Genomic DNA, 24347 nt, shown 5'->3' with positions numbered 1-24347 from the left:
ATCAAGGGGTTTTATAAATTAAATACATTTTGTGAATGGAAAGAGAATAAATGGGATATAGCTAAGAAAATCATCAATAGTTGACCTAAAGAGAAGACTTTAAAAGAAGACCTGTATTGTGACCAACAGAATGTGGACGCGAATTGGGCATTCTTAACCTAACAAAGAATGTCGGCACTTTAAGCTGCTATGCGTATTCATGCCCAATGATTCCTAGCTTAAACCACAAGAATGAATGACTGTAGGCTTACTTTATGGGGCAGACGTCTCCTTATGGTCAATATTTGGCTTACTAATGCCGTTTTCTGTTAAGTTGCTATAAATTCGGTAAGGGGTGACTTACAATAGTGACAACGACTTACCTTTTTTGAGAACACGATATTGAGCGCCAAATATTCTTATTTAGCTTGGCAAGTGAATACTTCTAGCCCTGCAGAAAAGCTGGTTTTATTGATGCTTGCAGACGGTGCTGACGAATTCGGCTACACCAATGTGTGCCTACAAACAGCAGGTCAACTTTGTGCTCTCTCTACGTTTGGTTTAGCCGACTGTCTTAAGTGTTTAGTCGACCAAGGTTTTCTCGATAAGGTAAAAGTAGATTATCGGGATAAAAAAGAGATTCACGTTTTCAAAATGCTCATTGAGCAAGAGCAGACTGCGGCGCACGTTGAGGTTCAACCGACCAATAGTATTCCGGTCTACTCTACGGCACCTGCACCTGCACCTGCACCTGCACCTGCACCTGCACCTGCACCTAAGTTTCAGCCTGCTCCGGCACCAATGCAACACATGCAGCAGGCCCCTCGCCCACAAGGTCGAGGCTCAATGAACAGCAACACCGTCTCTACTCATGATCTCAACGAAGAAGAGATACCATCATGGGCAGAACGTGCGTTTAAATTCTCCGGTTTGACCGGTGACCATAGTTTAGTATGGAAGAAATTTGTCCTCTGGTATAAAGCCAAAGCCAATGAATTAATGCCATTATCTCGGATTGAATCCAAGCTGCAGTACTGGCTAGTTAACGAGAAGCAAAATGAAAGACAACAACAGCAGAAGACCTCTCAATATTCAGGAAATGCAGGACAAGCTCAAGGAAATGGGTATAGACAAAAGCTTAGCCCATCTGAACGCTTCAGGCAGCAGCTCATTCAAAAAGGCAAAAAGCCAACCTTCTGAGCCAGCTCAACCTGTTGTACCTGACGCTACAGGTCCATTAGTACCTGAAGTGATTGAAGCGCAAAGTACCGAAGTGAAAGTAGCGGCTGCACAAGCTGCGGATTCTGGTGCGTCTCAACAAGTACCTGTTGTTGATCAAGATCCTGCAGAGCTGGAACTAACCGATTGGTGTATTCACGTGTTCGGCTCTTTCTTGAGCGTGTACGAAACGCAGTGGGAATATCAGTACGGTAGTGAGCCAAGCGGTAAGTTCATTGAGTTTGCCAACTCTGTTGATTCAGACGGCCTTAACCGCGTTTTAATGCACTGCCACGAACGTATTCAGCTTGGCAACAGCTGGCCGCCGCAAATGGGTGAGCTGTGGATCCTGAAAGATTCTTTAACTGAAGAAGAGTTGCTGGATAGCCGTATCCGTGTGTTGTCTCGCACCGCTGCCAACAAAATTGAAAAATGGCTGATTCAGAACAAACTGTATGACTTGAAGCGTACGGCTGAAAACAAGCTGGATGGTCTGTTTAAGAAGTACTACTTGGAAGCAAAACGTTTAGATGAGAAAGGCATGCTGGAAACGGAGTTGCCGCAATTCCTGCTTGCCGCTAACTCAGTGAAAAACCTAAACGATTTAAAACGTGAAGAGTACGAAAGCCAGCACGGCAAAGCGATTAACCCAAGAATCCAGCGTATTCTGAACAGTAAAAAGTAACCGTCTACCCGCTGCCTGTTAGAAGAAAACAGAGTAGCGATTACACGGTTAACAGATACAAAAATGCCAGCTATCAAGCTGGCATTTTTTACGAATTCTTACGAACTCTACAAATATCCGTGACCAACGGTACGTCTGTCACTGACTGCAAGTAATTACAGTAGGTGGATAGTTGCGTTTAGCGTGAATACGCCAGAGTCGTCATCTTTCATTTTGAAGTTTTGGTAGCTAGCGCCTACAGATAGTGGACCAAAGATGAAGTATTCAGCGCCTACAGCGTACATGATATCAACATCGTCTTGCTTGAAGCCATCAGCTTTAAGCTCGTAAGAGTGAAGACCACCCTTCGCGTATACGTGAAGAGGACCAAAATCGATGCTTGGTTTAATCGCTAGGTAAGCAGTGCTTGCGTCTAAATTCTTAAGATCGCGGTTGCCGTAATTAACGCTGCCGAAAGAACCTAGATCCCAGTAACCCGCTTCAACACCGATTAGTGGAAGGATACCTGTACCTACGTGGATGCCCACCGCGTTTTCATCTTCACCAGCGAATGAGTTTTGACCACCCATTACACCGCCGTACAACCAAGAATCAGCCATTGCTGTTGAAGATGCACCTAGTAGTGCTAGTGCCAATAACGTTTTTTTCATATTCGACCTTTTTCGTCCTAGTGGCAGGCCTTGAGTGGTAATAAATTGCCACCAAGTCGCCCTGTATGTAATAACTATTCAATTAGTAATGCAATAAGCAAGATTTATACCCAAACCTTGCCATTGCGTCTAGCTTTATTCCTTTAGCAAGCATCAATCGCGTTTTTAACACGCTTATCTGATACTGGGTAAGGCGTACCGAGCTGCTGTGCGAAGAAGCTTACACGAAGCTCTTCTATCATCCAACGCACCTCTTTTACATTTTCTGAAACCGCGATCCCTTTTGGAATTTTATTCAGCAGTTCTTTGTAATCATTCATTACTGACTCAACTTTGATCATGTGAAGACGATCTTTGTTCGGGTCAATTGGCAGTTTTTCCATGCGGCGTTCAATCGCTCTCATATAGCGTAGAATATCCGGCAAGCGTTTCCACCCACATTCTGTGGCAAAACCCTTAAAAATCAAACCTTCTACTTGAGCTTTTATGTCAGAAAGTGCGAATGCCATAGAAAGATCCACGCGTCCTTTCAGCTTTTTACTGATGCTGAATGCCGTGGTTAGGATGGTTTCAACCTGTTGAGCAATCTCTACTACGGTATCACCCAGCTCTGCACGTACGTGTTCTTTCAGAGCTTCAAACTGCTCTGGTTCCCAAACCAAACCGCCCTTCTCTTCAATCAGCTTATCAATACCACAAGCGATACAGTCATCGATAAGATCGAGTACCTGTCCGTATGGGTTGAAGTACAAGCCAAGTTTCGATTTGTTCGGCAGGTTCGAGTGCAAGTATTTGATCGGTGATGGCACGTTCAACAAGATTAAACGACGCTGACCCGATTTCATTGCCGAGATTTGCTCTTGCTCGGTTTCGAACAGTTTGATCTCTACGCTGTCTTTGGTATCCACCAGCGCAGGGAAGGCTTTAACATCGTAGCCACCACGTTTCTGTTGGTAGACTTTTGGTAATTCACCAAAGCTCCACGTGTGCAGGTTCTGCTGCTCGATATCGTCGTCTGCCACTTTAGAAAGCGTTTCTTGAACCTTGTCTTTCAGGCTCTCTTTCAACTCATGCAGATCTTTCTGTTCTTTCAGCTTACGCTTGCGATGATCTACAGCGCGGAATGTTACCTTTAAGTGCTCTGGAATCTGGTCTAACTTCCAGTCATCACGTACCACTTCCACACCCGTCATGCGGCGTAGCTCTTTCTCAAGAGAATCCAGTAACGGTGCTTCAAGCGGTGTCACACGTGCCAAGAATGCATCTGCGTAGTTTGGCGCAGGTACAAAGTTACGGCGTAGCGTTTTAGGTAGTGACTTAATTAGGCTAATCACCAGTTCCTGACGCAGGCCTGGGATCTGCCAATCAAAACCGTTTTGGTCAATTTGGTTCAAGATAGGCAGCGGAATGTGTACCGTTACACCATCGTTGTCGTCACCTGGTTCAAATTGGTAGCTCAGTTTCAACTTAATACCGTTTTGGTGCCAGAAGTTCGGATAATCCAAATCAGTAACGTGGCTAGCATCGCCTCGGAACAGCATCGACTTTTCAAAGTTAAGCAGCTCAGGAGTTTTCTGACTGGTCTTCTTCCACCACGTATCAAAATGACGGCCTGACACTGCCTCTTCGCCAACACGTTGATCATAGAAGTCGAACAGTTCATCATCATCGATCAAGATGTCGCGACGACGCGATTTATGCTCAAGCTCTTCCACTTCTTGCAGGAGCTTGCGGTTCTGTTTGAAGAACGTATGTTTGGTTTCCCACTCACCTTCAACCAATGCACTGCGTACAAACAATTCACGGCTGACAGTGGCATCAATCGCACCGTAGTTAACTAAGCGTTTTGGAATGATTGGGATTCCGTAAAGCATCACTTTTTCGTGTGCCATTACTGCCGCTTGCTTCTTCGACCAATGTGGTTCGCTGTAACTACGTTTAATCAGGTGTTTCGCTAGCGGTTCAATCCATTCCGGTTGAATCTTCGCGATAACGCGCCCCCAAAGTTTTGAGGTTTCTACCAGCTCCGCAGACATGATCCACTTAGGCTGTTTCTTAAATAAGCCAGACGCAGGGAAGATATGGAAGCGTGCATTACGTGCACCTTGATACTCATTCTTCTCTTGATCTTTCATACCGATGTGCGAAAGCAGACCTGATAGCAGTGACATGTGAATGCCATCGTAGCTGCCCGGTTCTGTATTCAACTTAGTATCCAGTTCACGCATTGCTTGGTGAATTTGGAAGTACACATCTTGCCATTCACGGATACGTAAATAGTTGAGGTAATCTTGCTTACACTGTTTGCGGAACTGGTTACTCGACAATGCTTTTTGCTGCTGCTTGATGTAATCCCATAAGTTCACAAACGTGATGAAGTCAGACTCTTTATCGAAGAAACGCTTGTGCTTGTCATCAGACGATTGTTGCTTATCTGATGGACGCTCACGCGGATCTTGAATCGACAACGCAGACGCGATCACCATCACTTCGTGTAGGCATCGGTTACGTGGCGCTTCAATTACCATACGCGCTAAACGTGGATCGATAGGCAGTTTTGCCAGCTTACGACCAATCGCGGTTAGCTTCTTCTTGTCGTCGCCGTGGTTCTTGTTTTTGTTCGCTGACGGTTCAACGGTGGCGATCGCACCAAGCTCTTCAAGCAGCCTTACACCGTCTTGAATGTTGCGCTTATCGGGCGCTTCAACAAATGGGAACGCTTGAATATCGCCTAGGCCTAGCGCTGTCATCTGAAGGATAACCGATGCTAGGTTAGTACGAAGAATCTCTGGGTCAGTAAACTCTGGGCGTGATTCGAAATCTTCCTCTGAGTACAGACGAATACAGATACCTTCCGCAACACGACCACAACGACCTTTACGCTGGTTAGCACTCGCTTGAGATACTGGTTCAATCGGTAGGCGTTGTACTTTAGTTCGGTAGCTGTAGCGGCTAATACGCGCCGTACCCGGGTCGATAACATACTTGATGCCCGGAACGGTTAACGAGGTTTCTGCCACGTTGGTTGCCAGAACGATGCGTCGACCAGTATGAGACTGGAAGATACGGTTCTGCTCACCCGCCGATAGACGCGCGTAAAGCGGGACAATTTCGGTATCACGAAGGTTGCGTTTACTTAATGCATCTGCGGTATCACGAATTTCTCGCTCACCGTTCATGAAGATCAAGATATCGCCAAGGCCTTCATCACACAGCTCATCAACGGCTTCAAAGATGCCTTCGATTTGGTCGCGGTCTGAATCACTTTCATCACCACCTAATGGGCGGTAACGCGTATCAACTGGGTAAGTACGACCAGACACTTCAATGATCGGTGCATTGTTAAAGTGCTTAGAGAAACGCTCTGGATCGATGGTTGCCGACGTGATGATCACTTTCAGATCAGGACGCTTTGGCAGTAACTCTTTCAGGTAACCCATGATGAAATCGATGTTCAGGCTACGTTCGTGCGCTTCATCGATAATGATGGTGTCGTACTGATTTAAGAAACGGTCGTGTTGAATCTCCGCCAGTAGAATACCGTCGGTCATCAGTTTGATTTGGGTATTGTCAGAAATCTGGTCGTTGAATCGAACCTTATAACCAACGAACTCACCCAGCTGTGTTTCCATCTCTTCAGCAATACGGTTCGCAACCGAACGCGCCGCAAGACGACGGGGCTGAGTGTGACCAATTAAGCCAAAGCGGCCGCGGCCAAGCTCAGAACAGATTTTTGGTAGCTGAGTGGTTTTACCCGAACCCGTTTCACCCGCCACGATAACCACTTGGTTTTCAGCGATGGCTTTCGCGATGTCTTCGCGCTTTTGGCTAACCGGGAGAATTTCTGGGTATTCAATCGTTGGTTTCTGTGCCGCACGCTGAGTTGCCGTCATCATCGACTTAGCAATGTCTAACGCAATCTCATCAAAGACAGCGTGCTTAGCTTGTTCGTTCTTAATTTTGCTCGCACCAGCAATTCGCTTACTCAAACGGAAGCGATCGCGCATCATACATTCGTTGAGCGCTTTACGAAGAGAGGCTGGGCTATTCTGAGATGATTTGTTGTTTGTCGCTGATTGTTCAGCAGATTTTTTCGATGCAGCTTGGTTTGGTTTCGCTTTGCTCTGTGAAGAACTTGGCTGTGCTGCATTCTTGTTGTTATCTGCTTTTTCCGGAGACGAAGTCAAAGCGTGTCCTATTCTTGTACTTATTAAACTCGCGCGATTATATCACAAGTCTCAAACAAAAAAGCCTGACAGCAAAGGGAAAACCTTTAGCTATCAGGCTGATTAATCTCGCTAACACTCGCAGGAGCTATGAAAGCGCGGTCAAATGTAATTCGTACTTAGTCAACTCTGGTTTAAAGCTAACGTTAAAAACTGCGCTTAAAACTCATATTGGAAGTAGACCGTGTTGTAGTTACTGCCGCCTTTGATACGACCATACTGAGAGGATTTTTCAAAGATCGCAGAACGGTGATGCAATGAATAACCGAACCATAAGTTGTTCAAGTCATTCTTACCAATCAAGTCGCCAACGTTGACATCGAATGAGAAGTCTAAGTAGTTCAATAGATGGCTTGCGGTGTAACCTTTACGGTCCATCTCAGAGCCTTCGATATAGGTAATCGAATCGATGTAAGACATACCTTCTGCCACACCAACACGCCACTGAGTTGGCCAATCAAAGGTGTAGTACGCCTTGATTGCGATAATGTATTCGGTGCTGCTCGATTGAACGTCTGAACTCCAGTGGTGCGCAATACCTGGGGTTAAATAGATATCCAGTGGCAAACCGAAGATCTCATCGGTTAACGGGTGTCCATAGAAGAACGAGGTCAACTGGTTGTTGTATTCGTCTTTTTCTCTATTGAACTTCATGATGTCGCCAATATTGGATGGCGTTCCCCAGCCGTGTGCGACACGTAAGTACGGCGCATTGCTCAGTTTAGGTTTTGGCGCTTTCTCTTTGTCGTTAAAGAAACCAAAGCCAAGGTACAATTCCCCCTGATAACGGTCTTCAACAATCGAAGAATCGTAAGCGTTATCGTCCAATCGAGTCACACTGGTTGAACCCAATAAGTACAAGTTAGAAACCACATGGTAACGCGTTTCAACACCAACATTTAAGTCAACACCAGCACCAATGGTTTCATTAGATGCGGAGTAATACTCACTGTTGAAATCAGCACTTTTATAACGCAGCGTCGCGCTCGGGTAAAACTCCCAATCTCCAGTTTCATACTTGGCTTTAGCTCGTAAGTTACCGTGGAAGTTGTATTCACTGTCGCTCATTAACTCCGTCTCGACAGACCAAGAATCATCAAGTTGGTAGGTCAGTTGAGCACCAAAGTCCGCCGTATCGCCTTCAATCGCGTTCTGCTCAGATGTAGGAATATCAATAAAGCGCATGCGAGAGATAGCATTGAAAGACCACTTCTCATCGTCAGTTTGATAGAGGTATGCCCCCATCTCAGTACCGTCAATAAACACATAATCGTTCTTGAAAAACAGCATCGGTACGAATGAGCTAACCGATTGGTCGCCACCAGACGTGTCATAAGGGATGCTTGCTGTACGGAACATTGCAGCGATGCCCCACTCTTGCTCTTCAGCGGCCCACGCATTAGCACTTACGAAAATGCCACTTAGGAAAGCGCTACCTAGTAAAACCAATCCAGATGAAGGAAGAGTCGGTAAATATTTGAGCTTCATTCTTGTGTAATTACTCTTTGAAAAAATATTGTGTTACTGATTAGACATTTATTAACCATGACGGCTAACTATTTTTAGGTTTGCTCGGCATTGACCGTTACAATGTAGAATATTCTCGGTTAAATGAAAGTATTGTGAAAGTCTCCGAATTACAAAACATTATAGATCACTTACCCAAAGATTCCGATCCAGATATTGTTATGGGTGAGGCGTGGTTGCCTGAGCGTTTGGTGGATACCAACCTAGACGGTGACATGCTATTTCTTGAATTCGATAATGCCCCTGAAGACAATCAAGGGGATGAAGAAGGCCGTGGCTTTGTTGAGCACGAGATTGCTATGATTCGAGAAAAGCTCGAACTGTTATTAGACGAGCCTTCCGATACCAAGACCAAAGCCGATGCCCTATTGGCAATATTTCTAATGGGCCATGAACTTTCTAGCTCAGAAGTTATCGAAGTTCTTGAATCAACAGAATCTGAAACGACAGAGCCTGAGATTGCAGAGCATAATCAACAGAATCTGACTCAGTAGAATTTGAAGCATCAACGCTTGGAACCACAAAGCCAGACACGAACAAGCTCGAAACAAAAGAACACCACGACGACTAGCCACCAACGATTTTAGGTACCGTATTGAAACCCTCTACGACATCATCTCTTCCCCTGTTACTCGCCGGACCCATTTTAAGAAAAACCACCGCGACTGAAGTGGTACTTTGGTTAGCCACCAGCTCGCCTCTTACAGGCAGAGCCGAGCTTCATACTCAAGAAATAGACGATTTTGAAGCAGCACAAGACCAGCCGTTTTATACCTCATCGCTTGAAGAACATGATTCGATTCAAATCGGTACACATGCGTGGATAACGCTAATTCGCTTACAAGGTGAGTTTCCGACTAATACGCTGCTTGAATATGACATTCACACAGAGTCAGGTTCACTAAAAGAGCTCGCCCCTCACCTTGTTTACAACGGTAAATCTCGCGTTGAGTTTAAGATATCGACCTCAGCTGATTACATTCTTCATGGCTCTTGCCGCAACCCGCATCATCCAAGCAAAGACAGCCTAGTTGCAGCCGATAACAAGATGGTCGATCAAACCGTCGCTGAAAGACCCGACATGCTGATGATGAGCGGCGATCAGATCTACGCCGACCATGTGGCAGGCCCAACACTTGATGCTATTCAACAAGTGATTCACCTGCTTGGCCTTGTAGGCGAAAGCTTACCGACTGACTCGCAAATTAAACAAATCAACAACAGTGACGCTCTGTATAACAGTGAATACCACTTATACCAGCGTCATCACTATTTGCCGCACCACACAGCTTCAGAATCGATGATCGATAAGTTATTCCCGAACCGTGGCGTGCCGATTTTTAGCTCTACCGATTGTGAAAACCACTTGGTCACGCTGTCTGAGTTTATCGCGATGTACTTATTGGTTTGGTCTCCGACACTGTGGCAATGCGTCAATCGAGAGCGTTTAATTGAGAATAACTTCACTCAAGGTGGACGCCAATTAACACCGACTGAGCAGCAACAATGGCGTGATGAAAGCGTCATCATGGATGATTTCATTGCTGGCTTACCGCAAGTGCAACGTCTGTTCGCGCATATTCCAACGTACATGATCTTCGATGATCACGATGTGACGGATGATTGGAACCTTACCGTGGGTTGGGAGCATGCCGTCGACCAAAACCAGTTCGCGACCCAAGTCATTGGTAACGGCCTTGCGGCTTACTGGATGTGTCAAGGTTGGGGTAACAAACCGGAGAGCTTCGATGAAACGTTTATCGTGCAAGCAAAACAGCTTTTTGTCGCTCAACCGCTCATTACTAAACAACCGCGCATTAGTAAACAAACTCATAATGAAGCCGGCAATGCAGCGACTACTCACTCTATTGGCAACATCGAGCCAGACAAGCATCAAGCCTTTATTGAGATGCTGAGTCGCTTTGAAGAGTGGCATTACACAATAGATACCTCACCCAAAGTCATTGTGTTAGATACTCGAACCCGCCGTTGGCGTTCAGAGTCACGCATGAATAAGCCTTCAGGTTTAATGGACTGGGAAGCCTTGATTGAGTTTCAACATCAGTTAATGAATCAAGATAAAGTGGTGATCGTTTCTGCTGCACCGATGTTTGGCGTGAAGTTTATTGAAACACTGCAAAAGATGGCGACCACAATCGGCAAGCCATTAGTGATTGACGCTGAAAACTGGATGGCACATCCGGGCAGTGCTAATACGCTGATTAGCATCTTTACCCATACCAAAACACCGACCAACTTCGTGGTACTTTCTGGCGATGTTCACTACTCCTTCGCTTATGACATCAAGCTTAGGTATCGTCGCAACAGCCCGAACATCTATCAAATCACCTGCAGTGGTATTAAAAATCAGTTCCCTGCTCCGCTGCTTAAATTCTGCGATGTATGGGACCGCCTGTTATACAGCCCTCGCTCAGTTTTGAACTACTTCACTAAGCGTAAACGCTTGAAGATCGAAAAGCGAAGCCCTGACAATCAGACCTTCTATCGCCTTTCAAACCGCAGTGCGATTGGAGAATTGAGGCTAGACACTGATGGGAAACCGCAATCGATCACGACACTCAGTGGCGACGGTAAAATTACCCGTTTCCCAGAGCCCGATTGATAAAATGCTCCTTATCGCTCGCGTATCCGTAATGTCAGTTTTTAGTAAAGACGCTTGCGATCACACTCTGTAGACCCAATAGTTATGCTTATGGTTATAGTTGATAGCTATCAGCGTTACGGAACTCGATACAAATTTTAACTGGAGCTCGTTATGTTCAATTCTCTCACATCAATGTTTAAACAATTGATTGAAGGCCAGGACCTAAGCAAAAACCAAGGCACATCACCTAATATCGCCATCGCGAGTTTGTTGTGTGAAGTCGCGGGTGCCGACCATCAGATCAATGAATCAGAAAGAGTCGCTAAGCTACAGCTTCTGCAGCGTTTGCTGGATTTAGATGAAGAACAAGCAAAGGTACTGCTCGCGCAAGCAGAGCCGAAAGTAGAGCAATCAGTATCGCTGTATGACTTTACATCGCAACTCAGAGACCTATCTCAGCCAGTGCGAATCGACTTAATCAAAGCGATGTGGGAAGTAGCGCATGCCGACGGGGAAATTGACCCTATCGAAGATTCTGTGATTCGTAAAACAGCAGAACTGCTCTACGTTGACCACTGTGACTTCATCAAGAGTAAGTTAAGTGTTTTAGGCGAAAATTAGTGCCTGAAATAATGAATTGGAAACTGAAATAAATAAAAGCGACGGGTTAAGAAACCGGTCGCTTTTTTGAATCGGTAAACTGAAAGCTGACTAAACAGGGCTGAGAGGAGCTAAAAATTTAGCTACAACATAGTTAATGTGAGTTTCGCAAGATTATAAGCATCGACATAACCCGAGTGCTGACGACCTTCCCACTCAATATTTTTGGCTTCTTGAGCAGCGCGGTGACCAATGCGTTTGTCTTTCAAGCGATTCTGAACACGGTAAAGCGTTGCGATGTTTAAGAACTCGCTAAACGGAGGCTCGATACCTTTCTCAATACACTCTTTGTGTAAGATAAGGTCGTCACGTCCCCACGCTGCATAGATTTTCTTTGGGCCACCGAAGTTCTTAATCATCGACTTGATAACAGACTCTAATGGGCGACCCTGCTTTTCGATTTTACGAGGTGTAATACCCGTTAACTCGGCGCAGAATAGAGAGACTTCGTCTTTTTCGGGCTTAACGTAATATTGCGCGCGCTTCACGATGGTTCCAGATACAAGATCGATCTCAGCAAGACCAATTTCAATGATCTCCCCTGTTGTTCCTACACCGTCTTCGCTCCAACAGCACATTTCCAAATCGAAACACACCACTCGATTGTGATTCATACGTCGCCTAATTCTCTCGTCAAAAATTTCGTGAAATTGTACATGAGCCTAATAAAGAACTCGACCCCAGTTGCATCAAGTGCTCATTTAGCCTGCAATTGTGACTCGATTTCGGCCATTTGACTTACTTAGGTATAACATGCTGTCAGTTTTTTGAAGGAGCGCTTCAATGTCTTCATTAGTGCGGATGGTAGCCCCGATGCTTAGAGTACAACTCAATAGCTGGCCAGAATGCTCGCAATGAGACTCACTCACCTTCTCTAAAATACATTCTAAATAGCGAGACAATGGGTCATGTTCAGTGATGCTCGAAATGATACCGAACTCATCCCCTCCCATCCGGAATAGGTTATCTCCAGACTTCAAGCTCACTGAGATAACCTTAATCACATGGATAAGTAACGCATCACCGGCTGGGTGCCCAAACTTATCATTGATCTCTTTAAACTTATCAACATCAAACACTATTAAGCTAAACGGCTTATCGCTTTGTATCGATTGACCAAGCATCTTATTAAAAGCTCGGCGATTATAAATTTCCGTTAAACTGTCATGATTGGCAAGAAAGCGAAGTTCTTCTGTTCTTTCATCAATCATTCGATACAAGCGCTCTTTCTCTCGAATTTGCAGGTTCACAATATAAGCAAGCAGTAATGAGATAGTGGTACCAACTATGCCGATTCCCGCCAACACTAAGTAACCATTAAATGAAATACATGCATCTATCTTGAAGTCGATGATCCATTCACGGTTAGTTAATGTAATCGTCTTTGTAATGTGCTGCCCAGTTACCGCTTCATAACCATTGGTTTCGAACATTATCGGGGCATCTTCAGCTTCAAAACCGCTATCGGTAACACGCACATAAACGTCCATATCGCCGACAGTAGACGCCAGAAGTTTCTCAAAATAGTATGTGGTACGAACAACACCAATCACAACCCCTAACAAATTGTCCGTTTGACCATCAAACACAGGGTGGTAAACCAACATTCCGCTCTTAGGTGTGTTGCTGTCTAAACCATCTTGCAATAGACGAACTTTGTCTGAAATATTCGCTTCACGTGTTTTTTTAATGTTCTCAATGACCAGATTAAACCGCTCACGAGAAGAGTAAAAACCCAAAACACCGTTGTTCACTGGATCATTCGGATAAATATCTGTCGCGATAAATACGGGCTCGCCATCCAAGACATAACCATAAGTTTTTGGCCCATGTTTAGGGATAGTAAACATTCTATAGGATGGGTATTGAGCTTTCATTTTGGCGGTGTGCTCGGCGATATCTTCTACCGCTACTTTTTGCATCCACTGCAATCCGATCAGGCTTTTCGAGCCGTTAATCGTTTGCTGAGCAAAACGATCAAATCGGTCCCGACTATCGACATCATTAGAATAGAAAAAATTCGCACCGGAACCGATATAAGCGACATCGTTATCAATAAACGCTTTTAAACTGAGCGTTTGATGCTGAGCAAAGCTATCCAGATTCTCATTCAAAGACCTATTTTGATTCGCCGCAACCAAAACAAAACACAACACCGTCATCAAAAATGTGGCAAAAAAGACAACTAACGGCAAAGTTCGTTTCTTCAACCCTGTTATAGGGTCGGTAGTGTGGGGCATACAGCTTCCCATATGATGTTATTTTGAGTCGAAAGTATACACTGCCGGAATGCTAGGCTCTATTTATCTTTGACTCTCACAATGGGATAAAACTAACACTATTTACAACCCATGGACATTTACGGCTAATAAACCAACAAATCTCGATTAACTTTCAAGCTAACTCACCAAAAAGCCAGTTTATTGAAAACATTAAATAAAGCCCTTAAGCCTTGAATATGCTAGTATCCACCCATATTTATAGCTTGAAAGTGACCATTTCGGCCTTATGCCACTGAGTTTCTTTCCAACCTGTATATTCCTTTAAACCGACGAATATACCGTTAAATCAATTTTAAAGAGAAATCACTATGATCGTTGATTTGAACCTAATCCCACAAACGTTTGATATGCTTCACGCAGGCCTAACTGCATCAAGCGTTTTACTACTGCTAATTGCCGTTTCTCGTAAAACCAAAGTGGTCGAGAAAGTCGTAGAAAAACCAGTAGAAAAGATCGTTGAAGTTGAAAAGCCAGTTGAGAAAATTGTCGAAGTAGAGAAAGTTGTTGAAGTTGAACGTGTGATCGAAAAAGTAGTAGAAGTTGAATCTAAGCTGGCAACAGCACCAACAGATTCTGCAATGCAGCTACTGTCTATCATGCAGCAAGAAGCTCGTTTAATTGACTTCCTAAAAGAAGACCTAACATCATTCTCTGATGAAGAAGTTGGCGCGGCAGCTCGTGTTATTCACACTGGCGGTCAAAAAGTATTAGCCGATTACGTAACGCTGTCTCACATCCGCACTGAAGATGAAGAAACACGTATCACTATTGCTGAAGGTTTCAACCCTCAAGAAATTCGCCTAACTGGCAACGTAACGGGTAATGCGCCATTCAACGGCACACTGGTTCACAAAGGTTGGAAAGCAACTGACATGAACCTGCCTAAGCTTGCTGAAAACTACGATGCATCTGTAATTGCACCGGCAGAGGTAGAGCTATAATGGAACACCAAAGTCATTCAGCTCAAGAGCTATCTTCTCAAGAGCAACATCAAGCACCTAAATTCAGTGTTGGTATCGATTTAGGTACTACGCACTGCGTTTTGTCTTACATCGACACAAGCAATGAAGATGCTCGCGTAGAGGTGATGCAAATCCCTCAACTGACGGCGCCAGGTACAGTAGAAACTCGCAGCCAACTTGGCTCGTTCCTATACCAACCGCACGAACATGAAATGAATGCGGGCTCTCGCGTTCTTCCTTGGTCTTCAGAGCCAAAAGCGCTAGTGGGTGCAATTGCTCGTAACCTTGGTTCTAAAACCCCAATCCGTTTGGTAGCAAGTGCAAAATCTTGGTTGTGCCACGGTGGTGTTAACCGTCGCGATGCTTTCCTTCCTGCAGGCAGCCCTGAAGAAGTTGAAAAAGTGTCTCCGCTTAAGACAACTGAACTGTACCTTGAGCACCTTAAAGACGCTTGGAACCACGCTAACCCAGAACACAAACTGGCAGACCAAGATGTAACGATCACGGTTCCAGCTTCGTTTGATCCTGCGGCTCGTGACCTAACAGCAGAAGCTGCACGTAATGTCGGTTTCACTCACCTAACGCTTCTTGAAGAGCCACAAGCGGCTCTTTACAGCTGGATTGATAACAGCAACGACACATGGCGTGATGAAGTAAACGTTGGTGACATCGTTCTTGTTGTCGATATCGGTGGTGGTACAACCGACCTTTCGTTAGTTGAAGTAACACAAGATGACGGTAACCTAAGCCTGAACCGTATCGCAGTAGGTGAACACATCCTACTTGGCGGCGACAACATGGACTTAGCACTGGCTTACCGTCTGAAAATGAAACTGGCGCAAGAAGGCAAAGAACTGGCTCCTTGGCAGGTTCAAGCGATGACTCACGCATGTCGTGATGCGAAAGAAGCACTGCTAAACAATGCTGAACTGCAATCTATGCCTATCGTTGTTCCAAGCCGTGGTTCTAAACTGCTTGGCGCAACACTGAAAACAGAACTGACTCAGCAAGAAGTACAACAAACATTGGTTGATGGCTTCTTCCCGAAAGTAGCCGTGACTGAGCATCCAGTACAAAAGACACGTGGCGCACTGACTCAAATGGGTCTGCCTTACGCTCAAGACGCAGGTATCACTCGTCACATTGCCGCATTCCTTTCTAAGCAAGCGAACGCGCTTTCTGGAAATAGCGAAACGGCTCAGCAAGATTTCAACCCGTTTGCAAACATGCCCGGTATGCCCGGTACGCAAGGGTCAGAAGCGCCAGCGGCAGACTTCATCAAGCCAACAGCAATCCTGTTCAATGGTGGTGTTCTAAAATCGAACCTACTTGCTGATCGTCTTTCAGATACGATCAACGAATGGTTGATCAATGCTGACGAAGAGTTCGCAAAACAGCTTTCAGGTTTAGATTTAGACCTAGCGGTTGCAAGTGGCGCTTCATACTACGGCGCAGTTCGTCGTGGCCAAGGCGTTCGTATCCGCGGTGGTATCGCTTCTTCTTACTACGTAGGAATTGAAAGCGCGATGCCAGCTATCCCAGGTATGGCTCCTCCGATGGAAGCTTTGTGTGTTGCACCATTTGGTATGGAAGAAGGTTCAAGCGTACAAGTACCTAGCCAAGAATTCGGTCTAGTGATTGGTCAGCCAGTACACTTCCAGTTCTTCGGTTCAACCATTCGTCGTGAAGATGAAGCGGGTACGCACCTTGATCACTGGGCGCCTGAAGAGCTTGATGAGCTTCCTGAAATCCAAGTGACATTGCCGGTTTCTGAAGGCCGTCGCGAAGGTGAAGTGGTTCCAGTGACTTTGGCTTCTCGCGTTACTGAGCTAGGCACCTTACACCTAGAAGCGATTGCTACTGACAACGGTCAGAAGTGGCACGTTGAGTTCGATGTTCGTGAAGACTCGAATAACGACTCAAACGAACAAGCATAATGAATCAACGGCACCTTAGCGGGTGCCGTTACTTTATCAATGCATTTCTCAATCTAGTCCTGCCTGTTTCTCAGGAATGACGTTTACGAATAACAACAATAAGACCAAAGCTATCAAAAAACTGGTCATCACTCTGGAAGAATAAGGTTTTGTATGGCAACTCCTCGTTTTTTAGTCGGCATTGACTTAGGTACAACCAATACGGTTGTCGCTTACTGTGAAATCAACGACGACCTACAACATGCTCCCGTTTCTCTTTTCGATATTGACCAACTCATCGGCCCCGGTGAAGTGGTTCGCAAGCCCCTACTTCCATCCTTTCGTTACCACCCAGCACAAGGTCAAATCTCCCCTTCTGACCTGACGATGCCGTGGGAACCAAGCCCCGTTGAAGGCGATATTAAGAACGTTATCGTCGGTGAATGGGCTCGTGAATTAGGCGCTAAGGTTGAAGGCCGCCAAGTATCGAGTGCTAAGAGTTGGCTATCACACCAAGCGGTTGATCGTAACTCCGACATTATGCCTTGGGCTGGCGCAGCTGATGTCGATAAAGTCTCGCCAGTTGTGGCGAGTGCAAGCTACCTCAACCACATTCGCCAAGCATGGAACTACCGTAACCCGAGCAACAAGCTGGAAGACCAAGATGTTGTGGTTACCGTTCCTGCTTCCTTCGATGAGACAGCACGTAAGCTAACACTCGAAGCCGCAGAACTGGCGGGCTTAGGTAAGATTCTATTACTCGAAGAGCCGCAAGCCGTTTGTTATGACTGGTATGCCCGTCACCAACAAACCGCAGCCGATGAACTTCAACAAATCCCACTGATTCTAGTGTGTGATGTTGGAGGTGGTACCACCGATTTAAGCTTAATTGAAGCCAAATTCGATGCGAACAGCGACGGTAATAACGAGCTCGCACTCGACCGTATTGGTGTTGGTGAACACTTGATGCTCGGTGGTGACAACCTCGATTTAGCGCTTGCTCACCTCGCTGAGCAACGCTTCAATCAAAACAAAAAGCTCAATGCCTCTAGCCTAACCAAACTGATTCAACAGACTCGCGCCGCAAAAGAGAGCCTGCTTTCTGCCAATGCGCCCGATGATGTAAAGATCACCATGCTGGGCAGCGGTTCAAAACTGCTTGGCGGTACTAAGAGTATTGGTTTAACTAAACAAGAAGTCCATCAAATCGCATTGGAAGGTTTCTTCCCGCTTTCTGAGTTTACTGAAACACCCGACAAACGCCGCAGTGCTGTGGTTGAGTTTGGTCTGCCTTACGTGGCTGACCCTGCGGTGAGTAAGCACGTTGCAGAATTCCTAGCAACGCACCAACAAGTGTCTAAAGCCGCATTGGAAAACTCAGACTCTATTGAGTTCGATGACACCAAACCTGCAATTCCAGTTGGCGTGCTGCTCAATGGTGGTGTGTTTAACAGTGAACTGGTAACAGAGCGAATTACTCAGCTACTGGGCAACTGGAACGGTTCTCCTATCACAGTGCTTGATAACCCTCATCCAGATTGGTCTGTTGCCCTTGGCGCGGTTGCCTTTGGTAAAGCACGCCGCGGTGCACAGCTGAAAATCGGTGGCGGTGCTGCCCGTTCTTACTTCTTGCATCTGCAAGAGAAAAACAAGATGGGTAAAGCGCTTTGTCTGCTTGCCAAAGGAACCGAAGAAGGCCAAGAGATACGCTTGAACAGCCGTCGTTTCTCGCTGACTTTAGGTGAGCCAGTACGATTTAATCTTCTGACTTCAACACACGATCAAATTGCTCATGACACCGCCATTCAAAACGGTGTGATGGTCAATGTGGATGCCGACTTGTTCTCCCCTCTCCCACCGTATATTTCTACGCTGGAAGGCTCAGGTACTGCAGAACTTCAAGCCAACCAAAAAGAGCGTGTTGAAGTACTGCTCGCTTGTCAGTTAACCGAAGTCGGCACATTGAAAATGGAGTGTGTGAGTATAGAAGATGACTCTAAGCGTTGGTTGCTTGAGTTTGAAGTAAGAAACAAGCAAGGCGATGAATCTGATACCTCCGCGCTTCACCCAAGATTGGAAGAGTGTAAGGAGTTGATTTCTCGCCTGTACAGCGGCAACAAGAAGAGTGCTGAATCGAAAGAGATCAAAACACTATCGAAAGATCTTGAGAAGCGACTAGGTAAACGCGATGAATGGGACTTCACGACCCTTCGTCATCTATTTGATACCTTCTCATTAGGTCGTAAACGTCGTCGCCGCTCAGAAGCACACGAGAAGAACTGGCTACGTTTGGCGGGATACTCGCTACGTCCTGGCTTTGGCGATCCGACTGACTCATGGCGTATCGAACAGATTTGGGGCCTTTACCAACAGAACATTCAGTTCAAGAACCACCAAGGCTGGACAGACTGGTGGGTATTCTGGCGTCGTGTCGCTGGTGGGCTAAACCAAGAGCAGCAAGAGAGTATCTTGGCTGACATCGCTAAATACCTTCACCCAGGTGCAATGAAGAACCCTAAGACAGCCAAAGATGCGCAAGATAATGGTTATGAAGCCATGGTCCGTTTAGCGGCGTCACTTGAGCAACTTGAGGTTGAAGACAAAGTGCTGCTGGCAAGTTGGTTCTTAAGCAAAGCGATCAACCATAACCAATTTGAACAGGCTCACTGGTGGGCGCTAGGACGATTAGCATCAAGAACGCCTTTGTATGGCAGCCAACACAGCGTAATTCCTAGAGAGCAAGCTGAACAGTGGTTACCAAAACTGCTTGAACAGAACTGGCAGAAAGAGCAGATGATCGCCTTCGCAGCGGTGATGATTTGTCGAAAAACCGGTGACCGTCAGTTTGATATCTCTGACGACTATCGCAATCAAGTGATTGAGAAGCTTAAGCAAAGCAAGGTACCTGACTCATGGTTAACACTAGTGAGTGAAGTGACTGAGCTTTCTGAGAGTGAATCTAAGCGTGTGTTTGGTGATGCGTTACCAAGCGGATTAAGCCTAATCAATAACTAGGTTTGAAAACGATTAGCTTTCGTTACTAATGGTAAAGAAGCTAGCAAGAAAAGAAAAAGCCACTTTCGATTCGTTGAAAGTGGCTTTTTTATTGGTGGCTTAAGGCTGGTATGTGTAATCGACTTATAGCTTTTTGGTTAAGAGCCTTAGCCGTGTTGCAGTTCATCATTGTTAATGTTTGGTTCCAGTTGGGTTGATAGGAAAATCTGTATTTTCATAAATGTCAGATAGTTTTTTCGGTTTCTTCTCTTTCGCTCCTTTGTTCAATTGATTATGAGTTTCGCTTAAAAGCCATTCCTCATGCATTTTTGCTGAATCCAAAAACTCTGGATCCTCCATTGCTTCCTTGCGAAGTTTATTTACACGTTCGAGAGTATCCCAAATCATAATACTTCACCTCCACTAAGGCAGTAATATAAAGATAGCTCAACCCCATAAAACTTCAACTAACCCAATGAGATAGCGATCTCAATTTCGTAATTTACCCACTTTGAACGAGTGAAAATGGTCACCTTTGTCAGCACTCAAATAGTGGGCACTTCTCCATGATCTTCGAAGATCATTAGGCACAAAAAAAGCGAGCTCAATGCTCGCTTTTTGTTTATCTATCTGTTGCTCGGATTACCAGCACTAGCTCGATTAAATCACACCGAGGTTAAGCACGGTTACCAATTTTCACCTTGCCATTGGTAGCAAACCAAAGGGCTTCTGAACGACGACGACCGATTAGAATCGGGCCATCATCGTAGAACAAGAAGTTCTTCCAATGCTTCTTGAAAATCGCCCATTTGGTTTCAAGAACATTGTACTTTTCGTAACAAAAATAAACAGTTACGTCATCTTGCCAATCAATAAAGTTAAGAATCTCTTCTGGCATTTCAGGCTCATCCGCTTCCCAATGCGCCATCCAACTGATCTCTTCATTCCAGTTCGATGCTTTGCTTGGCCAGTCTTGCGAGCTCAGTCGTTCTGCGTCTGGGCTTTGAGGGCTCACGTTCTCTTTCCAGAACTGAGATGCTCTCGCCTGTGTCATTGGCTTAATCTTTTCCAAGTCCTCTGCCGGAAGCGGCATTGACTGGTGTGTGAAAATCCATTTTCTTTGGTATTCGTCCAAAGTTGTGTATGACATCAAAATTCCTCAAATATCTGCTCAGGCTGATGGATTTACCATGCCTATCTGTTCTTTTTGATGCAGCGGCGATTAGCAAAGCTTGATATACGCTGCGTCTAAATTTTGTTTACGTTTAAAAGCTATTTGCCTTTAACTAGTACTACGTCTTAGCAATATTGCCGCTAAATAACGCGTCTATCTTCCCAATTTGGGTTAACTAATGCTGTCAGTATATGGTCTTCCCATTTACCGTTAATCTGTAGGTAGTCTTTAGCAAAACCTTCTCGGACAAAACCAAGATGTTCTAATACGCCAGCACTGCGTTCGTTGTGAGGCATGTAGCCCGCCATTAAGCGGTGCATGTTCTGCACATCAAACATGTAGTCTTTGGCCATGTTCAAACCTCTGCGCATGTAACCGTGGCCCTGTGCACTTTGCGCCAATGAGTAACCGACATTACAAGCGTAGAACGGGAAACGAGACAAATTACTGAACGATATGGTGCCTAACATTTCATTAGAGTCAGCGTTAATCAGTAAACAGTAATAGCCTAGCCCCATTTTATGAAGCTCGTTTAACTTGATCAGTCGCTGCGCCCAACTCGCTCTATCAAAGAACGCGTCTTCGCGAATCGGTTCCCAAGGTTTCAGATACTCTCTGTTAACCTGAAAGTACTCGCTGATCATGCCAGCATCATCGATTTCAGCCGTGCGTAGAATCAGATTACCATCATGCTTATAAATGCGCTCTGGTGTACTCAAATCTTCCATAATCTTGTTCTTATTCGATCAGTTCTTTCTGATACCGTAATCACGAAGCTTATTCGCAATTGAGGTATGAGAAACATTCAAACGTTTTGCTAGCTTACGGCTTGATGGGAAAGACTGATAAAGCTTCTCTAGAATCTGAGATTCATAGTCTTTCATGATCTCATCGAGCGAGCCGTCTAAGCTCAGGTTCGCCATTCCAGCCGTCATTGTTTCAAGCTGTGGCAAGTGGAATTGCTCAACCGTTAGCGTGTCTGAATCCAACTCTGTTAGTGCGCGTAGAACCATGTTGTCTAACTGACGAATGTTGCCCGGCCATTGGTAATTACCAAGCTGGTCGACTAACTCTTGAGTCAGTTTTGGTTTTAACATACCTAACTGCTGCGCGTACTTTGCAACGAACAGTTCCAACAGTGGCGCTACGTCGTTTGAGCGTTCACGCAATGCTGGAATAGACAGAGTCAGTACATTCAAGCGGTAGAACAAATCTTCACGGAACGAACCCGAGTCGGCTAATTCAGAAAGACGGTGGCGCGTTGATGCAATAATACGAACATCCGCGTGCATCTCTTCTTCTTCACCAACACGACGGAATGAACCATCTTGTAGGAAACGCAGCAGCTTGATTTGAAGATGCGGGCTCATCTCGCCAATTTCATCTAAAAATACCGTACCGCCATTCGCTTGTTCGAAAATACCTTTATGACCTTGCTCATGGTTGAATGAACCCGGCGCATGACCAAACAATTCCGTTTCCGCTACGTCATCAGGCATCGATGCACAGCTTAGAATCAAGAATGGGAAAGACGATCGATTTGAACGGTTATGACACGCTTTCGCCAGCATCTCTTTACCCGTACCTGTATCGCCTTCAATTAATAGAGGCTGATCCAGCATAGCCAATTTCCTAGCTTGGCTGATCAAGGCTTTATGGCGATTAGAGACACCAACAAAGTGTTCAAAACCCAGGTTGTTCTGTTCTGGGATTGAATCTGGCGAGTTCATCTCTTGATTACAAGAACGAATCGTCATTACTGCGCTTGCCAGTACCGCTTCGTTGACATCACCACCAAGGTAAATCGGCAGGATCTCAATAGAGAAATCTAAGCCATCTAACACGACAACTTCACGATGGCGCGTTACATCGCCTTCGATCCAACGAGCAAAGTTAAAACTAGGAACAAACGTCGCGAGCGGTTCACCGATGACTTCATCTTCTTGTTTGTTGAAGAGGCTCAATGCGGCGTGGTTAGCCATATCGACTGAGCCTTTAAGGTCAATCGCAATCACAGGATCAGGTAGGTTTGCCAGCAGAGCAATCAGCTCTGTGTTATGCCTTTCGCTTGGCATAAATTGGATTTTACGTACATCCTTCACACCTGAAATTCGGCGAATTTCAGCCATAAGTTCACTAAAAGCATCAAAATCAATATCAGGGCAGTTTAGATAAATAATACCTTTAACATCAATTTCGATTCCTCTTAAATCAATGCTTTTTGAGGCCAAGATATCGAGCAACTCACGCGTTAAGCCGAGTCTGTCTTCACACAATACTTCAAGACGCACAAATAGTCCTATTATAGGTGTCAGGATAAGTTGACAGTAGTGTGGATTAAGCTCTGAGTTCAGTCAAGAAGAAGAGTAAACATATGTTTACTCTTCTTCTCAAACTATTGAGCTTCAAATGCTTTATTTAAGAGTGATACGCTTTATTTCAGAAAGGACGGCTTTGCGGAGGTCTGCCAGTTTTACTTTTCGTTCGTTATGCCAAGGCATAGGACGCAGCAATGTCATGGCTTTTAAGCCCAGTCTTGCAGTAAGGATACCGACACCTAGCCCCTGCCCTGCTCGAGCTGAGACTTTGCCTGCAAGATCCATCGAGACGAGATCCATACTTGCATCAATCGCGAGCTCACTTGCTCCTGCAGCGGCCATGTTGATTAACACCAGTTTAAATAGCTTAATGCGAGACCAGTAGCCAAGCTCAATGCCATACACATCAGCAAGCTTGTCTATCATGGTGAAATTTCGCCAAGCCACCAACAACATATCAGCCGCCGCCAATGGACTCACCGCGACCAAAGCCGCCGATTCGGTCGAAAACTTAGTGACGATTTGAGTCGCTACTTTGTCTTGTTGACTCACGACTAACGCATCGTACATATCCAACACTTCTGCATCACTGTGTGCAGGGTTAATGCTGTTTCGCCACTTATCGTACGAAGGAGACTCAGCGATAATGCCGCCTTGCTTGGCGATGTTTTCACAGAACGCTTTGCCCTTGCCGACACTTTGACTTTGGAGTAGCTCTTCACTCTGCTCTTGCACACTAAAGTGATCTTTAAGTGAACGCAGTTTCCACAGCTCTTTGCCTATTGCGCCTAAACCCAATGAAGCAATGGCAGCAATAAAGCCTGCCCAACCTAACGCAAGCCAATCAGCAGTTTGAATTGCGGTAATGACCGAATCAATTGCTTGCCATCCAACTAGGCCAGAAAAAGCGACCAATAAACCCGTTCCAAACCACTTCTTCTTTTTGCTCGGTCGAATCACTTGTTCCAATTGCTGCTCAGCTTCACCATCAAGTTCGGCTTCCACTTGCGGTGCGACAGGGACAAATTTCTCTTGCTCTGTGAACAGTTGTTGAGCACCTAAATCCGGGCCAACGTCGGTCTTGTCTTGCTCATCAAAAGAGGTCTTCAACGGTTCATTAAAGACCTGCTTTGTTTTTAATTCACTCATTT

Annotated in this window: 18 protein-coding genes; 8 read left to right on the top strand and 10 right to left on the bottom strand. The window is 45.4% G+C overall.

The genetic code is table 11. From position 1 onward, the window contains the following. Nucleotides 1-381 precede the first annotated feature (381 nt). Together ACED41_RS02905 and ACED41_RS02900 are read left to right on the top strand one after the other, a co-directional pair. Nucleotides 382-1179, top strand: a complete 798-nt coding sequence (locus ACED41_RS02905) for a hypothetical protein (RefSeq protein ID WP_102427735.1) — start codon at nt 382-384, stop codon at nt 1177-1179. Further along, on the top strand, nt 1100-1882 hold the full coding sequence (locus tag ACED41_RS02900) for a hypothetical protein (RefSeq protein ID WP_136974838.1): 783 nt from the start codon (nt 1100-1102) through the stop codon (nt 1880-1882). Before ACED41_RS02905 ends, ACED41_RS02900 begins: the two co-directional genes overlap by 80 nt. Nucleotides 1883-2037: 155 nt before the next feature. Here ACED41_RS02900 and ACED41_RS02895 read toward each other — a convergent pair whose 3' ends face one another. The 3 genes from ACED41_RS02895 to ACED41_RS02885 all read right to left on the bottom strand — a co-directional run bounded on the left by ACED41_RS02895 (nt 2038) and on the right by ACED41_RS02885 (nt 8246). Next, entirely contained in the window at nt 2038-2532 is a 495-nt protein-coding gene (locus ACED41_RS02895; RefSeq protein ID WP_371724434.1) for an outer membrane beta-barrel protein, read from the bottom strand. Nucleotides 2533-2675: 143 nt separating this feature from the next. Continuing rightward, a complete protein-coding gene (gene hrpA / locus ACED41_RS02890) occupies nt 2676-6719 on the bottom strand; it encodes an ATP-dependent RNA helicase HrpA (protein ID WP_371724433.1) in 4044 nt (1347 codons plus the stop codon). A 198-nt stretch (nt 6720-6917) separates the two neighbouring features. Next, the gene (locus tag ACED41_RS02885; protein WP_371724432.1) at nt 6918-8246 is read right to left on the bottom strand and encodes a MipA/OmpV family protein; all 1329 of its coding nucleotides are present in this window, start codon (nt 8244-8246) and stop codon (nt 6918-6920) included. Nucleotides 8247-8326: 80 nt separating this feature from the next. Here ACED41_RS02885 and ACED41_RS02880 point away from each other — a divergent pair, with 80 nt between their 5' ends. From ACED41_RS02880 to ACED41_RS02870, 3 genes are all read left to right on the top strand, one after another. Continuing rightward, the gene (locus tag ACED41_RS02880) at nt 8327-8779 is read left to right on the top strand and encodes a hypothetical protein (protein WP_102428589.1); all 453 of its coding nucleotides are present in this window, start codon (nt 8327-8329) and stop codon (nt 8777-8779) included. A gap of 101 nt (nt 8780-8880) precedes the next feature. After that, nucleotides 8881-10908 (top strand): alkaline phosphatase family protein, encoded by a 2028-nt coding sequence (locus ACED41_RS02875; protein WP_371724431.1) that lies wholly within the window; start codon nt 8881-8883, stop codon nt 10906-10908. Between the two features lie 153 nt (nt 10909-11061). Then, nucleotides 11062-11511 carry a TerB family tellurite resistance protein gene (locus ACED41_RS02870; protein ID WP_017060439.1) on the top strand — a complete coding sequence of 150 codons (450 nt, stop codon included), beginning with the start codon at nt 11062-11064 and terminating at the stop codon, nt 11509-11511. A gap of 122 nt (nt 11512-11633) precedes the next feature. Here ACED41_RS02870 and ACED41_RS02865 read toward each other — a convergent pair whose 3' ends face one another. Together ACED41_RS02865 and ACED41_RS02860 are read right to left on the bottom strand one after the other, a co-directional pair. Beyond that, complete coding sequence (locus tag ACED41_RS02865; RefSeq protein ID WP_017060438.1) at nt 11634-12164, bottom strand: 3'-5' exonuclease; 531 nt, start codon at nt 12162-12164, stop codon at nt 11634-11636. 87 nt (nt 12165-12251) lie between these two features. Further along, complete coding sequence (locus tag ACED41_RS02860; RefSeq protein ID WP_371724430.1) at nt 12252-13790, bottom strand: diguanylate cyclase domain-containing protein; 1539 nt, start codon at nt 13788-13790, stop codon at nt 12252-12254. Nucleotides 13791-14140: 350 nt separating this feature from the next. On the opposite strand from ACED41_RS02860, the gene ACED41_RS02855 reads away from it, so the two are divergent. From ACED41_RS02855 to ACED41_RS02845, 3 genes are all read left to right on the top strand, one after another. After that, a complete protein-coding gene (locus ACED41_RS02855) occupies nt 14141-14773 on the top strand; it encodes a DUF2760 domain-containing protein (RefSeq protein ID WP_017091262.1) in 633 nt (210 codons plus the stop codon). Beyond that, the gene (locus tag ACED41_RS02850) at nt 14773-16731 is read left to right on the top strand and encodes an Hsp70 family protein (RefSeq protein ID WP_371724429.1); all 1959 of its coding nucleotides are present in this window, start codon (nt 14773-14775) and stop codon (nt 16729-16731) included. The genes ACED41_RS02855 and ACED41_RS02850 overlap by 1 nt, the downstream gene beginning before the upstream one ends. A gap of 153 nt (nt 16732-16884) precedes the next feature. Then, on the top strand, nt 16885-19725 hold the full coding sequence (locus ACED41_RS02845) for an Hsp70 family protein (RefSeq protein WP_371724428.1): 2841 nt from the start codon (nt 16885-16887) through the stop codon (nt 19723-19725). Between the two features lie 171 nt (nt 19726-19896). On the opposite strand, the gene ACED41_RS02840 is transcribed toward ACED41_RS02845, so the two are convergent. The 5 genes from ACED41_RS02840 to ACED41_RS02820 form a co-directional block, all read right to left on the bottom strand. Further along, on the bottom strand, nt 19897-20112 hold the full coding sequence (locus ACED41_RS02840) for a hypothetical protein (protein WP_102394306.1): 216 nt from the start codon (nt 20110-20112) through the stop codon (nt 19897-19899). A gap of 268 nt (nt 20113-20380) precedes the next feature. Then, nucleotides 20381-20854: a DUF2947 domain-containing protein gene (locus tag ACED41_RS02835; RefSeq protein WP_017060433.1), complete on the bottom strand. Its 474-nt coding sequence runs from the start codon at nt 20852-20854 to the stop codon at nt 20381-20383. Nucleotides 20855-21018: 164 nt separating this feature from the next. Then, nucleotides 21019-21606: a ribosomal protein S5-alanine N-acetyltransferase gene (gene rimJ, locus ACED41_RS02830; protein WP_017065430.1), complete on the bottom strand. Its 588-nt coding sequence runs from the start codon at nt 21604-21606 to the stop codon at nt 21019-21021. An 18-nt stretch (nt 21607-21624) separates the two neighbouring features. Then, nucleotides 21625-23169 (bottom strand): transcriptional regulator TyrR, encoded by a 1545-nt coding sequence (gene tyrR / locus ACED41_RS02825; RefSeq protein ID WP_102428583.1) that lies wholly within the window; start codon nt 23167-23169, stop codon nt 21625-21627. Between the two features lie 123 nt (nt 23170-23292). Then, complete coding sequence (locus tag ACED41_RS02820) at nt 23293-24345, bottom strand: YcjF family protein (RefSeq protein ID WP_017065429.1); 1053 nt, start codon at nt 24343-24345, stop codon at nt 23293-23295. Between the last annotated feature and the right edge of the window lie 2 nt (nt 24346-24347).

Origin of the sequence: Vibrio sp. 1F255 (genome assembly GCF_041439145.1) — a bacterium.
GTDB lineage: Bacteria > Pseudomonadota > Gammaproteobacteria > Enterobacterales > Vibrionaceae > Vibrio > Vibrio crassostreae_C.
The sequence above is the reverse complement of the archived record's forward strand: the minus strand, read 5'-3'. Positions and strand labels throughout refer to the sequence as shown.

Coding starts and splice junctions, on each gene's coding strand:
- ACED41_RS02900 (WP_136974838.1), top strand. CDS start 1,100: ATGGGTATAGACAAAAGCTTAGCCCATCTGAACGCTTCAGGCAGCAGC.
- ACED41_RS02895 (WP_371724434.1), bottom strand. CDS start 2,532: ATGAAAAAAACGTTATTGGCACTAGCACTACTAGGTGCATCTTCAACA.
- ACED41_RS02885 (WP_371724432.1), bottom strand. CDS start 8,246: ATGAAGCTCAAATATTTACCGACTCTTCCTTCATCTGGATTGGTTTTA.
- ACED41_RS02870 (WP_017060439.1), top strand. CDS start 11,062: ATGTTCAATTCTCTCACATCAATGTTTAAACAATTGATTGAAGGCCAG.
- ACED41_RS02865 (WP_017060438.1), bottom strand. CDS start 12,164: ATGAATCACAATCGAGTGGTGTGTTTCGATTTGGAAATGTGCTGTTGG.
- ACED41_RS02860 (WP_371724430.1), bottom strand. CDS start 13,790: ATGCCCCACACTACCGACCCTATAACAGGGTTGAAGAAACGAACTTTG.
- ACED41_RS02855 (WP_017091262.1), top strand. CDS start 14,141: ATGATCGTTGATTTGAACCTAATCCCACAAACGTTTGATATGCTTCAC.
- ACED41_RS02850 (WP_371724429.1), top strand. CDS start 14,773: ATGGAACACCAAAGTCATTCAGCTCAAGAGCTATCTTCTCAAGAGCAA.
- ACED41_RS02845 (WP_371724428.1), top strand. CDS start 16,885: ATGGCAACTCCTCGTTTTTTAGTCGGCATTGACTTAGGTACAACCAAT.
- ACED41_RS02840 (WP_102394306.1), bottom strand. CDS start 20,112: ATGATTTGGGATACTCTCGAACGTGTAAATAAACTTCGCAAGGAAGCA.
- ACED41_RS02835 (WP_017060433.1), bottom strand. CDS start 20,854: ATGTCATACACAACTTTGGACGAATACCAAAGAAAATGGATTTTCACA.
- rimJ (WP_017065430.1), bottom strand. CDS start 21,606: ATGGAAGATTTGAGTACACCAGAGCGCATTTATAAGCATGATGGTAAT.
- ACED41_RS02820 (WP_017065429.1), bottom strand. CDS start 24,345: ATGAGTGAATTAAAAACAAAGCAGGTCTTTAATGAACCGTTGAAGACC.